Origin of the sequence: Aquimarina sp. I32.4 (assembly GCF_002924285.1) — a bacterium.
GTDB lineage: Bacteria > Bacteroidota > Bacteroidia > Flavobacteriales > Flavobacteriaceae > Aquimarina.
In genome coordinates this window covers 20087-33893 of the sequence record NZ_PGUB01000022.1, presented here as the reverse complement: position 1 = coordinate 33893, position 13807 = coordinate 20087, and the positions used below count along the sequence as shown (strand labels likewise).

Below are 13807 nucleotides of genomic sequence, written 5' to 3'. Positions count from 1 at the left end.
TCTAAAAATTCACACTGGGGTAACATATCCCCCATTATTGTATCTATTGAAAAAGGCTTTAATAAAACTTGAATACTGTAAAAATATATAGTTTTGTAATTATTTTTTTTGTGCTGACCTCCTTGTCAGCACAACACGATATAAATATTAATGCATCTCTAGATATCCAAAAAAAGGTACTAACAATAACACAGGAAGTTACCTATAAAAATTCATCAGAAGATACGCTATCAAAATTATATTTTCATGATTGGGCTAACAGTTTTTTAGATAAAAAAACCCCATTAGGTAAGAGATTTGCAGAGGATTTTATAAAACGATTTTATTTTGCAAAAAATGAAGAACGAGGAGCTACTATAATTACAAAGGTAACCAACACAAAACTTCAATCATTACACTGGGGAAGGCATGATGATGCACAAGATATTTTATGGATCACTCCTACTTCACCAATTTACCCAGGAGAGAGTGAAACACTCCTTTTAAAATATCAAATTAAAATTCCTAGTGATAAATTTACTCGCTATGGATATCATCAAAACGGAAACTTTAGTTTAAAGTATTGGTATTTACAACCTGCTGTATACAATACCAAATGGAATATTTATAGCCATAAAAATCTAAATGATTTATACACTCCTTTAGCTAATTACAAAATTAATTTTACGTTACCATCTTCTTATGAGGTTGCTAGTGAATTAAAACAAGAAACCACCCTTTTATCTGAAGACAAAACTAATAAAACAGTACTACTTACAGGTAATAATAGAAATCATGTTAATTTATATCTAGAGAAAACATCATCTTTTTATACTTCAAAATCTGGAAATATTGACCTTGTTAGTAATATTGATGGCGATGACCTTATTCCTGAAATGAAATCTGTGGCAACAGATAAAATATTAAAATTCTTACAAAAAAAATTAGGGCCGTATCCATTTGATAAAATATTAGTATCAGAAAATGATTATAAAAACAACCCTGTATACGGATTAAACCAATTACCTGATATCTTAAGACCTTTTCCTGATGGTTTTCAATATGAAATTAAACAACTAAAAACAATAACAGAAAAATATCTTGAGAAAACACTACTCATAAACCCTAGATATGATACTTGGATAAAAGATGCTATACACGTATATCTAATGATGTCATATACTGAACAGTATTATCCCGAAATGAAAATTATCGGTAAGCTCAGTAAGGTAATTGGTGTACGATGGTTTCACATCGCAGACCTTAAATTTAATGATCAATATTTTCTTGGTTATAAAAATATGGCTAGGCTATTTCTCGACCAACCATTATCTGCTCCACAAGACGAACTAGTTAAATTCAATAAAAATATTGCTAATGCCTATAAGTCAGGAGTAGGCTTTAAATACCTAGAAGATTATTTAGGAGACGATAATATTGTAGATCAAAGTATTAAAAACTTTTATACCCAAAACTTATTAAAACACACTAGCTCCAAAGAATATCAAAAAAACCTTACTTCTTTATCCCCAAAAGATGTAACATGGTTTTTTGAGGATTTTATATCTTCTAATAAAAAAATTGATTTTAAAATAAAATCTGTTAAAAAAGAAAAAGACTCTATAGAAGTAACTATCAAAAATAATGGTGATAATAATATGCCTATATCTTTATATGGCTTAAGAAAAAAAGATGTAGTTTCAAAAACATGGGTACTTGGAGTAAACGGAACAAAAAAAGTAAAAATAGCTAATGAAAACCTTAATAAATTAGTATTAGATTACGATCAGAATATTCCAGAAATAAACAGACGTAATAATTACCGGAATTTGAAATGGATTTTTAATAAACCAATTCAATTTAGGATTTTACAAGATATTGAAGACCCTAGATATAGTCAGATATTTTTTATCCCTGAAATTGAATTTAATGTATACGATGGATTCACTCTGGCTTCAAAATTTTATAATAAATCTTTTATCAAAAAAAATATTGAATATTCCATATCTCCTGCATATGGGTTTAAATCAAATAAATTACTGGGATCTGCGGCTATATTCCATAGAAAACAATTATCAGAACATGGCTTATACCAAATACGCTATGGTGTAAATGGTAGTATGTTTAGTTATGCTCCCGATCTATTATTCAAAAGATTTTCTTCTTCTTTAAGCTTTTACTTCAGACCCAAAGATTTAAGATCAAATGAAAAAAAACGATTGTTATTAAGGAATATTAATGTTTTTAGAGATAAAGACAAAGAAAATCCTGTGACTACTCCAGATTATAATGTTTTTAATGCCAGATATAGTTATTCTGATTTTAACCTGATTAGTTTTCTTGGATACACTATAGATTATCAATTATCTAAAAATTTCAGTAAGTTTTCAACCACTATAAACTACAGAAAATTATTTCTTAATAATCGACAATTAAACCTACGTTTTTTTGCAGGTTCTTTCCTCTTTAATGACACAAGCAAAGACGGGGACTTTTTTAGCTTTGCTCTAGACAGGCCTACAGATTATCTCTTTGACTATAGCTACCTTGGCCGTAGTGAAGAAAAAGGCCTAGTAAGCCAACAAATTATTTTGGCAGAAGGAGGTTTTAAGTCGAAACTTAAATATCCTTTTGCAAACCAATGGATTACAACTATAAATGCAAATACCAATATCTGGAATTGGATATACGCATACGGTGATGTTGGTTTTGTGAAAAATAAAGGGGTTTCTCCCAAATTTGTATATGATGCGGGAATACGATTGAGTTTGGTCGCTGATTATTTTGAACTGTTCTTACCCGTTGTTTCAAACAAAGGTTGGGAAATCTCACAACCCAATTATGAGGAACAAATTAGATTTATAATCACACTTAGCCCGCAGACATTAATAGGTCTTTTTACAAGAGAATGGTATTGATTATTATGAAATTGAAAAAAACAAATGTGAAAATTTTAAACATTTGTTAATCAATACCTGAAAATCAACCCAAAAACGATGATTTATTAACAAAACATCGTTTTATTTGAATTATATTCAAAAAATTTAAGAAACTCTTCCTTGCAAATGGCCAGTATTTTAGCTAAATTTGCAAACCATTAAAAAATTCGTTCACATGCAGCCTGAAACCATTACTTCATCCAATATTTCATTCGAAGAGTACAGAGATCAAATTATCAGAGATTACAAAATCGCTTTGGTTAGTAGAGAATGTAGTATGTTGGGTAGACGTGAAGTATTGACAGGTAAATCCAAATTCGGAATTTTTGGTGGAGGAAAAGAATTGCCTCAACTTGCAATGGCTAGAGTCTTTAAAAATGGAGATTTTAGATCTGGATATTATAGAGATCAGACCTTTATGATGGCTATTGATAAATATAATGTCAATCAGTTCTTTGCTGGTTTATACGCACATACAGATATAGATAAAGAGCCATTTGCCGCAGGAAGACAAATGGGAGGTCATTTTTCTACTCATAGTCTTAACAAAGATGGCACTTGGAAAAAGCTAACTGAGCAAAAAAATTCTAGCTCAGACATCTCTCCTACCGCAGGGCAAATGCCAAGATTATTAGGGCTAGCACAAGCATCAAAAGTATATCGTAATGAGAAAAGTGTTGCTGATTATACTAATTTCTCAATCAAAGGAGATGAAGTTGCTTGGGGAACCATAGGAAATGCAAGTACTAGTGAAGGTTTATTCTGGGAAACTATAAATGCTGGTGGTGTTTTACAAGTACCAATGGTAGTAAGTGTATGGGATGATGAGTATGGGATTTCTGTGCATGCAGAACACCAAACTACAAAAGAAGATATTTCTCTTATTCTAGAAGGATTCAGACGAGATGAAAATCATGAAGGCTATGAAATTTTCAAAGTAAATGGTTGGGATTACCCTGCATTAATCGACACCTATGAAAAAGCTGATAAATTAGCGCGTGAGCAACATATTCCTGTTATTATTCATGTAAAAGAATTAACGCAACCACAAGGACATTCAACTTCTGGTTCTCATGAACGTTATAAAAGTGAGGAACGCTTAAATTGGGAGCGTGAATTTGATTGTAACAAGAAATTCAGAGAATGGATTGTAGATCACAATATTGCAACAGAAGAAGAGCTTATTGATTTTGAGAAAGCTGCAAAAAAAGAAGTTAGAAAAGGAAAAACAGAAGCTTGGAACGCTTATATCTCTGAGATTAAAGCAGAACAAAAAGAAGCTTTAGATATTCTAAAGTCTATTGAAGCTAAAAGTGAAAATAAAAATTTCATCTCTCCTTTTATTGATACTTTGGCATCAAAAGAAGAACCTATTAGAAAAGATATTCTTGAAGCTACAAGAAAAACATTACGATATATTGTTAAGGAAAACTATACAGAAAAAACCACCCTACAGCAATGGGTTACTAATTATATAGCAACTGTTCAACCAAAATACAGTGATCACCTACATAACGAAAGTGATTCTGGAGCTATCAGGATAAAAGAAGTTGCTCCTGTATATAATGACGATAGCCAAGAGGTTGATGGTAGATTAATTCTAAGAAATAATTTTGAAGGACTCTTTAATAGAATTCCTGAAGCTCTTATTTTTGGAGAAGATAGTGGTAAGATTGGAGATGTAAATCAAGGTTTAGAAGGTCTACAGGAAAAGTTTGGAGAAATCAGAATTTCTGATGCAGGAATTAGAGAGGCTACCATATTAGGTCAAGGAATTGGTATGGCCATGCGTGGACTCAGACCAATTGCTGAAATTCAATACTTGGACTATATATTATACTGTATACAAGGACTAAGTGATGACCTTGCTACACTACGATATAGAACGTTTGCTAAACAAAAAGCTCCTTTAATTGTAAGAACAAGAGGTCATAGACTAGAAGGAATCTGGCATTCTGGATCACAAATGGGAGGCTTAATCCATCTATTGAGAGGGATTCATATTTTAGTACCACGAAATATGATGAAAGCAGCAGGCTTTTATAATACATTAATGGATAGTGATGAACCTGCAGTGGTGATAGAATGTCTTAATGGATACCGACTTAAAGAAAAAATGCCATCTAATTTACCTGAAATTAGAACACCTCTAGGAGTTGTAGAAACTATTAAAGAAGGAACTGATATTACTTTGGTATCATATGGTTCTACCCTTCGATTGGTAGAGCAAGCTGCAAAAGAATTATTATCTGTAGGCATCAATGCAGAAGTGATTGATGTACAGTCATTACTTCCTTTTGATCTTGCTCATGATATTGTAAAAAGTGTTGAAAAAACCAATCGATTATTGATTATTGATGAAGATGTTTCAGGAGGTGCCACAGGGTATATTCTACATAAATTAATTGATGAACAAAATATATACAAACATTTAGATAGCAAACCTCAAACTTTGAGCGCGCAACCACATAGACCAGCTTTTGGAACGGATGGAGATTATTTCAGTAAACCATCTACAGAAGACATCTTTGAAAATGTGTATACAATTATGAATGAGGTTGATCCCACAAAGTTCCCTCAATTAAGATAATAAAGAAATATTATTGATAATTTTCGATTTTTAAGCGTTTGCCATCTTTGTAAGAAATTACAAAGATGCGCTTATCAAACCCTGAATTGATTAGTGTTTTTCTGAAATTTTGAGCTTCTGCCAGTGTTTCAAAAATACCTAAACTCATTTTAAAATAAGAAGTATCATTATAAATAAGTGTATTTGTATATTTATTTGATATAGAAGGAATTTTTTTATTACTAAAAGCTTTAAACTGTACAGAGTATACAGTATCTTTATTGATCAAACTTCTATAGAAATAGAGATCTTTTATTTCCTTGATACTGTTTCTCTCTTGTTTTAACGACACTATCTCTTTTTTTAAAGAAGAAATCCTCAAACTACTATCATTATAAGCAATTGCGTTTGACTTAGAGGTTTTTAACGAGTAATTGGGGCGAATGGTAAGAAAAATAACTAATAAAAGAAGTGCTAACGAAAATACACCTAATACCCAAATAGCTTTTTTACTTTCTTTTAGACTGTTGGATTCTAGAACAAGTAAATCTTCAAGCTTCTTTTGTTTGGTTTCAGCTTTTTCTATTTGGTAATGCAAAGACAGTAAATCTTCATCTTTAATATTCATTGTGGGGGCGAATTATAAAAATTGTATACATATACTAAAAAACAAAACTCAAAAAGAGTTTTACTAATAATTAATTTTAGTCAAATCTACAGTTTTGAATATAATAATAATTACACAAATAATATAATTTCCACTTAACTTTTATTCTATTTAAAAGCTTATTTTAACTACTATCTTCTTTGTAATTATTTTTTTTTATTTACCATATTAGGATTATGGCATCCACTTAATATCTTTGAAATCAGGTTTTCTTTTTTCTAGAAAAGCATTTCTTCCTTCCTTAGCTTCATCTGTCATATATGCTAATCGAGTAGCTTCGCCAGCAAATACTTGTTGACCAACCATACCATCATCTGTAAGATTCATTGCAAATTTCAACATTTTTATAGAAGTAGGAGATTTTTCTAGAATTTCCAATCCCCATTGATACGCGGTATCTTCCAGTTCTTCATGAGGAATTACAGCATTTACCATTCCCATTTCATAAGCATCTTGTGCAGAATAATTTCTTCCTAAAAAGAAAATTTCACGGGCCTTTTTCTGTCCTACCATCTTTGCCAAGTATGCTGACCCATATCCTCCATCAAAACTAGTAACATCTGCATCTGTTTGCTTAAATATTGCATGTTCTTTACTTGCCAATGTAAGATCACAAACCACATGTAGGCTATGCCCGCCTCCTACTGCCCAACCAGGCACTACAGCAATCACAACTTTTGGCATAAATCTTATAAGCCTTTGAACTTCTAAAATATTTAATCGATGTCTCCCATCATCTCCTACATAACCTTGATGTCCTCTTGCATTTTGATCTCCTCCACTACAAAAACTATACACACCATCCTTTGTAGATGGCCCTTCTGCAGAAAGCAAAACAACTCCTATAGATGTATCTTCCTGTACATCATAAAAAGCATCATAAAGTTCACTTGTTGTTTTTGGCCTAAAAGCATTACGCACATTAGGTCTATTAAAGGCTATTCGAGCAATACCTCCTGATTTTTTGTAGGTGATATCTTCGTATTCTTTTACAGTTTTCCAGTCTATTGAACTCATTATATAATTTTTGTGATTTCAAAAATACTATAATATATGTTCTTATAAATATTGATACTATTTTTTTTGTATTTGTGATCAAAAATAAATCAGCCGAATTTATTTATCATTATAAATCATATTCTTAAGAAAATTCAAAAATAGAGTAATACAATTTAATTTTTTGATGGTGTACAAATAAAACTCCTCGATGCAAGCATACGAGGCATTTGTACGAATTCTAATTTTCTTAATGAAAACCATCGGTTTTCAAACTATCCTCTTCGTGCCAGACAAGCCTAGAGGAATTAAACCTTCAGAGATTAAAATGCATATACCCTAATCGAGCGACTTGTTTTTTTACTCTTCCTTCTGAATCCTTAAAACCTCCTGTAGGTTCAGTAGAAACTCCAGAGATATCAGAGGATAAAAAATACTCTTGAGAATTTCCTATTCGGGATATACCAATAGGAGGGTAAATAACAATGCTATTAATTTCATCGTTTTTCATATAATTTAAGTTCGTTATTATTACGCATTTACTCTAAAATACGTTAGGTGTGTTATTTCTTGTTTCTATCAAATTTAGACTTAAAAAACTCGCAATCAAAATAAAAACAGTTGTTTTAGAACAATATCATTCGTATTTTATATATAAAACATGAATGATTATTTTATCCTAATATAGATATCAAATACTATTGTTTTTTAATGATTATATAATATATTTATCTCTATGAAAATTTATATATCATTATGCAGTATCTGCATAAGTCTATTTTCTTTTGGACAAGAACCATCTTTACAATCAATCGTTATAGAATGGCAAGAATTGGGCGCTCCAATATTATTGCATGAAGAAGAAATAAAAGGAAAAAACTATCAACTTACAGAAGTAGATTTAAATATTGATTTAAGACAACAATATTTAAGAAAGAAAAATAATTCTATGTTTATGATGGTGGCAAAAAAACCTAAAGGAGAAACTTTGAAGCATAATATAACACAGATACCAAAGTCTAAAGCTTCTGGGTTTAGAGTATCTGGTCGTGCATATAATTCAAATAGAAATACAAGATACAATAGCAGTGGTTTAAAAAACACAGCTTATAGGGATGCTCGATTGTTTTATCGAAGCTACCTGTACTCTGATCCTAATTTTGAAAATTAAAAAACTCGATTATCTGAATATATTCAAACAACCGAGTTTATTTATTTTAGAAACACAAGAATTTTGTTTAATGCATTAAAATGAAATCTATTATTTCCCTACAGGAATTCTTTCATCGATGTATTGTAATGGCATATCTCCTGATAGGTCAAACATATCAAGAATATCTTTAAGAGTCTCTTCTTCTTCAAGTTGCTCCTCTACGAACCACATTAAAAAGTTTTCCGCCCCAAAGTCATTAACTTTTCTACACTTTGCTACGATTTTATAAATGGACTGGCTAATGGTAATTTCATGTCCTAATGCTGTCTCAAAAACTTCTCTAAGAGAAGAGAACTCATGTGTAAGATCTGAAACAACTGGAGAATATGCAGATCCACCTGTATCGTTGATGAACTTAAAAATTTTCATCATATGTTCTCTTTCTTCTTCTGCTTGTTTGTAAAAAAAAGAAGCACTATTTACAAGTGTTCTTTGATCACACCATGAAGCCATAGCCAAATATAGTGATGATGCTCTTTGTTCTTTTGCAATTTGCTCGTTAAGCATATCCATGACTTCTAGATTAATGCTTATTTCTTGTCTTGTTAGGTTTTCCATTTCTTTATAATTTTCTATAAAAGTATAGAAAATACAGCTACAAAACAGGGGTAGTATTTAATTTATAGTAAGTCTAAATCTAATAACAATGCTTAGGACACAAGCTCTGCATTAAGTTCTATCATGGTAAATGTGCCTTTTATAAAGTCTATAAAATCCAATACCATAAGTGTATCTAATAAAATAAGGTGCTGATTATCACAGAAAGTAAGCAACACAGTATCATTATATTTATTGAGTAAATTATCTATATATTCTATAGACGACATCTGCTTTGCTTTGTACCGTAAGCTTAATAATTGACAAAAAGAAACTCTGATTACTTTATGACCAAAATCAATATAGTAGCATCGCTCTGTAGTCGATTGATATGATGTATAATATGTAGAAGAAAAAATAAGATCCATAGCTTCGTGGTGGCTAAATTAATCATTATTTAGATTTAATACAAATAAAATTACAGTCAATTTTTCCTTTATTATCTTCACAAAGATACCTGTAGTAGTATTACAGCAAAAAAAACAACACATACAAACTTTATAATCAAATTAATAAGTAACAATATTAGAATTAAAACAGTGTATTTGTATAGTTTTCTTTTATTTCTTATGACTTAATCTACGAGTCTAATTCCATCTTTTTCGATAGTAATCTTTCTTGCTTTATATAAAGTACCTATAGCTTTCTTAAAGCTTTTTTTACTTAATTGAAACACCTCTTTAATATCATCGGGGTTTGATTTATCATTAAGATCTATAAAACCACCACTAGCACGCAGTTCTTTTAATACAAGATCTGCATTAGGTTCTATACTTCGATACCCATGTCGTTGTAAGGTGAGATCTATTTTACCATCGGGTCTAACTTTTTTGATAAACCCTGTAAGCTCATCTCCTGGTGTTACTTTCTGAAAAATTTCATCAGCATACACTAATCCAAGATATTTTTGATTCACGATCATATTCCATCCTTGTGGAGAGGGATGAGAGGCAATAAGGTGTACTTCGTCATAGGATGATAATAAAACCAATGAGTTATCTAAAAATGAATTGGTTTTACTTGATGCTACCAGTCGATTTGTTTCTTCATCTAAGTACACATAAACAAGATACCAACTCCCTACTCTCATCTTAGAGGCTTGCTCTTTAAAAGGAACAAAAAGATCCTTTTCTAGCCCCCAATCGATAAAAGCTCCTACAGGAGATACACTTGTACATTTTAAATAAGCAAATGATTTTACTGTTGCAAAAGGTTCTAGAGTCGTCGCCACAACACGTTCGTGACTATCCAAGTATACAAACACTTTGATTTTATCACCAATTTCGAATTCTTCGGGTACATATTTATTAGGAAGTAAAACCTCATTCCCTTCTTCATCTCCCAAGAAAATACCAGGTTCTCTATCTCTTAATATTTCTAATGTGTTATAAACTCCTAATGCAAGCATACCTTTATTTTTGCGCAAAGATAATTTTTTAATCTTCTAGAGTATTCAAAATTAAATAAAAAAAGGTGTAGCGATAAGCTACACCCTTTTTTTGTGTTATGATAATCGGAGATTCTAGTTATAAATAGATTCTTTTCCGAAATGTTTTGCTAATAAGTAATATACTACAGCTCTGTATTTATTACGGTTAGACTTACCATAAGTTTCCATCACAGAAGCAATAGCTTCATCCAATTTTGGACCATCAGATAATCCTAATTTTTTGATTAAGAAATTTTTCTTTACTGTTTCTAATTCACTTGGATCGCTACCGGATACTGTAGCGGCATCTGCATTATAGATGGCAGGTCCACAGCCGATTGTAACTTTGGTTAGAAGGTCCATATCAGGTGTTTGACCTATTTTATCTTTAATGTCAGCAGCGTACTTTGTAATTAATTCGTCTCTTTTACTCATAAGATGATAATGTTTTAGGTTTTTAGTTTTCTTTTAATTAATTCTCTAACTCAAATATAGATTAATAATTAATGAATAATAAATAGTTTAAGTATATAAAAACGTAGTTTTTAGACAAAAGACCTAAAATAACCGACTAAAGAACCATCATTTTCTTCTCGGGGAGTAAAAATCTCTAGCAATTGAGGTTTATTATCTGCAGCATAGATTTTTTGAGTTCCTTTTACAACTTCCTCAAGAGTATATGCGGTTGTATATTCAAATCCATACATTTTACTTAGATGAACAGCCGTTAGTTGATGAGAAGTTTCAAAATATGTAGCAAAATTAGTACTATTTTCTTTACCTGGTAAAATCCTGAATATCCCTCCTCCTCCGTTATTGATCACAATAATTTTAAAATTAGAAGGTATATATTCATTCCATAACCCATTGCTATCATAAAAAAAACTTAGATCTCCTGTAAGTAAAGTAGTAGGAATTCTAGAGGCTAAAGCTGCTCCAATTGCTGTAGAGGTACTGCCATCTATACCACTGGTACCTCGGTTACAAAACACTTTGAATGTAGAATTTAATGTAAATAATTGTGCATAACGAACTGTTGAACTGTTACTTAACTGCACCATTTGTTCATCTGGAATACCTTTGAAAACAGCTTCAAATGCCTTGAGGTCAGTAAATGAAACTTGACCAAGGTATGTGGTATGTTTTACTCTTCTTTGATCTCTAATAGCTACCCAAGTTGATTTATAATCACTTTGAGTTAACATTATATCTTTAAAAAATTGAGTAAAAAACACTGTAGGTTGTAGTTTAATATGTTCAGTAAGGCAAAAATAAGTATCAAACGCTTTTTTTGGATCAATATGCCAATGTAGTTTAGGTTGATACTGTCTCAAAAAGTTTTTTATTCGTTTTGAAACTACCATCCCTCCTATTGTTAATAGGATATCTGGCTGTAGCTCTATAAATTCATCTTCTGTCAAACTAGAGATTAATTGATCGATACAATTAATATGTGAATGATGGTGAATATTAGATGTTGTTTCTGTTAATACTAAAACAGATGGATCCTTAGATAAGTACTCTATCCATTTTTGATCTATCATTTCTGGAGAACTTACCCCTATCAATACCAATTTCCGCTTTGCCTTACTCCATTCTGTAAGCATCTCAGACTGTAGATCTTCAGAAAAATGGTAATGAGAATTTTCTACAGGAATATTCTTAGGAGTCACTGTGGGTGTATCCAGCTTATCATATAATGGTTCATAAAAAGGAATATTGATATGTACTGGTCCTTTCTCTTTGACAGCTTTATTTAATGCTAGATTAATTTCTCTCTCATTATGTTTTTGAGCTTCTCTTTGCTTTTGTTTTACTTTTTGATCATTTATTGTGGTTTCTGCAACTATTTCTGAGTATAAATTGGCAGAGTATAAAATATGATTTGCAAAAACATTTTTTTGACGAATTGTTTGACCATCACCAATATCAATCCTTTCTATAGGTCGATCTGCACTCAAAACTACCAAAGGAATATCACTATAAAATGCTTCTGAAATGGCTGGGTAATAATTCAATAAAGCACTTCCTGAAGTGCATACAAGAGCAACTGGTTGTTGTATTTGTTGTGCTATCCCCAATGCAAAAAAAGCAGCACATCTTTCATCTACAACGCTGTAACAATGCATATTAGGGTGCTCACTGAAACCAATAGTTAAAGGTGCGTTACGAGATCCCGGAGAAATAACAATATGGTTAATTCCTTTTGCCTCACATAAGGCAACTATAGATTGAGCTAAAGGAATTTTTGAATATAAGCGTTTCTTCATTAGAAGGGCTAAATTACGATATCATACTAAAAGTCACATTAGGTTTTTAAAGAATTTAAAACAAAACCTTTTTCATGGTTTCTGTTTTTCTTACAGTCTCCTCCCACTCTTTCTCTGGATCAGAGTCTTTTGTTATCCCTCCTCCTACATATAAAATTGCTTTATTTTTTTCTATTTCCATACATCGAAGATTTACAAATATCTCAGACATTACCTTTCCTTCCTTTTTTATATTGAGTTCTCCTAAAAAGCCCGTGTAATATTTACGATCATATCCTTCCTTTTTAAGAATGAAAGATTTCGCCTCATTTTTTGGAAGCCCACAAACAGCGGGAGTTGGATGTAAAACATTAATTATATTTTCTATAGTAGTATCTGTATCACTCAAAATACCATTGATATCTGTACGCAGATGTAATAATGTACCAGCTTTATCCGTATATGTTTCTGAATACTCTATATCTTTAACTACTGTAGATAATTCTTTGATTACATAAGTTGTAACCATTTCCTGTTCTACCAATTCCTTAGCACCCCAATCTACATTTATTGTATCTATAAATGGTTGTGTTCCTGCCAAAGCCATTGTAGAAAAATTATGATCTTTTACTTTTATCAGAGTTTCTGGAGTGGCTCCTAACCATAAACCTATTTGAGGGTGATACCAGATATAAACAAAAGCTTTGGGATAGGTAAACAGTAGTTTTTTAAACAATTGTAGTGGATTTTCTGTAATCGAAGTATCTATTTCTTCTCTACGAGATAATACTACTTTTTCAAAAACACCTGCTTTTATTGCTTCTTTTCCTTGTGCTACCAGTTGTTTATGATTTTCCTTGATCGATACTAATACGATATCATGTTCTGGTAAAAAATGAGATTTACCTACATGATCATTATGTGTTTGATCAGTGGTATTTACAGTATAGGATGTACTTTTTTGTGATGGTATTAATACTTTCTTATGAATACTATCAAAAGGAGCAAAAACAAATCCTGAATCAGTCCCTCCTTTTACCTCATACAATAAACTATCTTCCTGAAGAAAAACCTGTAATGAATGCGTATTTGCTTTTTGATATGCTACAAATGGTAATTGTAGATCCAATTGTTGCTGAATCTTGGTATACACATTTTTTATCTCCATA

The 13807-nt window shown here is 31.3% G+C and carries 12 protein-coding genes; 3 read left to right on the top strand and 9 right to left on the bottom strand.

What is annotated here, in order from left to right:
- The first annotated feature begins 68 nt into the window (after positions 1 to 68).
- Positions 69 to 2897, top strand: coding sequence for a metalloprotease (locus CVD18_RS07050; protein WP_233194494.1), 2829 nt, complete (start codon positions 69 to 71; stop codon positions 2895 to 2897).
- Positions 2898 to 3093: 196 nt separating this feature from the next.
- A complete protein-coding gene (locus CVD18_RS07045) occupies positions 3094 to 5508 on the top strand; it encodes a thiamine pyrophosphate-dependent enzyme (RefSeq protein ID WP_103864739.1) in 2415 nt (804 codons plus the stop codon).
- 10 nt (positions 5509 to 5518) lie between these two features.
- Here CVD18_RS07045 and CVD18_RS07040 read toward each other — a convergent pair whose 3' ends face one another.
- From CVD18_RS07040 to CVD18_RS07030, 3 genes are all read right to left on the bottom strand, one after another.
- Positions 5519 to 6115 carry a hypothetical protein gene (locus CVD18_RS07040; RefSeq protein WP_103864738.1) on the bottom strand — a complete coding sequence of 199 codons (597 nt, stop codon included), beginning with the start codon at positions 6113 to 6115 and terminating at the stop codon, positions 5519 to 5521.
- A 213-nt stretch (positions 6116 to 6328) separates the two neighbouring features.
- Positions 6329 to 7171, bottom strand: coding sequence for a 1,4-dihydroxy-2-naphthoyl-CoA synthase (locus tag CVD18_RS07035; protein WP_199185053.1), 843 nt, complete (start codon positions 7169 to 7171; stop codon positions 6329 to 6331).
- Between the two features lie 295 nt (positions 7172 to 7466).
- Positions 7467 to 7661 (bottom strand): LodA/GoxA family CTQ-dependent oxidase, encoded by a 195-nt coding sequence (locus tag CVD18_RS07030; RefSeq protein ID WP_103864737.1) that lies wholly within the window; start codon positions 7659 to 7661, stop codon positions 7467 to 7469.
- A gap of 225 nt (positions 7662 to 7886) precedes the next feature.
- Here CVD18_RS07030 and CVD18_RS07025 point away from each other — a divergent pair, with 225 nt between their 5' ends.
- Entirely contained in the window at positions 7887 to 8321 is a 435-nt protein-coding gene (locus CVD18_RS07025; RefSeq protein ID WP_103864736.1) for a hypothetical protein, read from the top strand.
- Between the two features lie 90 nt (positions 8322 to 8411).
- Here CVD18_RS07025 and CVD18_RS07020 read toward each other — a convergent pair whose 3' ends face one another.
- From CVD18_RS07020 to CVD18_RS07000, 6 genes are all read right to left on the bottom strand, one after another.
- A complete protein-coding gene (locus CVD18_RS07020) occupies positions 8412 to 8921 on the bottom strand; it encodes a ferritin (RefSeq protein ID WP_103864735.1) in 510 nt (169 codons plus the stop codon).
- A 92-nt stretch (positions 8922 to 9013) separates the two neighbouring features.
- Positions 9014 to 9328 (bottom strand): hypothetical protein, encoded by a 315-nt coding sequence (locus tag CVD18_RS22330; RefSeq protein ID WP_146052723.1) that lies wholly within the window; start codon positions 9326 to 9328, stop codon positions 9014 to 9016.
- 206 nt (positions 9329 to 9534) lie between these two features.
- Positions 9535 to 10368 (bottom strand): S1 RNA-binding domain-containing protein, encoded by an 834-nt coding sequence (locus tag CVD18_RS07015; protein WP_103864734.1) that lies wholly within the window; start codon positions 10366 to 10368, stop codon positions 9535 to 9537.
- A gap of 114 nt (positions 10369 to 10482) precedes the next feature.
- Positions 10483 to 10824 carry a DUF2853 family protein gene (locus tag CVD18_RS07010; RefSeq protein WP_103864733.1) on the bottom strand — a complete coding sequence of 114 codons (342 nt, stop codon included), beginning with the start codon at positions 10822 to 10824 and terminating at the stop codon, positions 10483 to 10485.
- Positions 10825 to 10934: 110 nt separating this feature from the next.
- Complete coding sequence (gene menD, locus CVD18_RS07005) at positions 10935 to 12659, bottom strand: 2-succinyl-5-enolpyruvyl-6-hydroxy-3-cyclohexene-1-carboxylic-acid synthase (RefSeq protein ID WP_103864732.1); 1725 nt, start codon at positions 12657 to 12659, stop codon at positions 10935 to 10937.
- Between the two features lie 55 nt (positions 12660 to 12714).
- Positions 12715 to 13806 carry a chorismate-binding protein gene (locus tag CVD18_RS07000; protein ID WP_103864731.1) on the bottom strand — a complete coding sequence of 364 codons (1092 nt, stop codon included), beginning with the start codon at positions 13804 to 13806 and terminating at the stop codon, positions 12715 to 12717.
- Between the last annotated feature and the right edge of the window lies 1 nt (position 13807).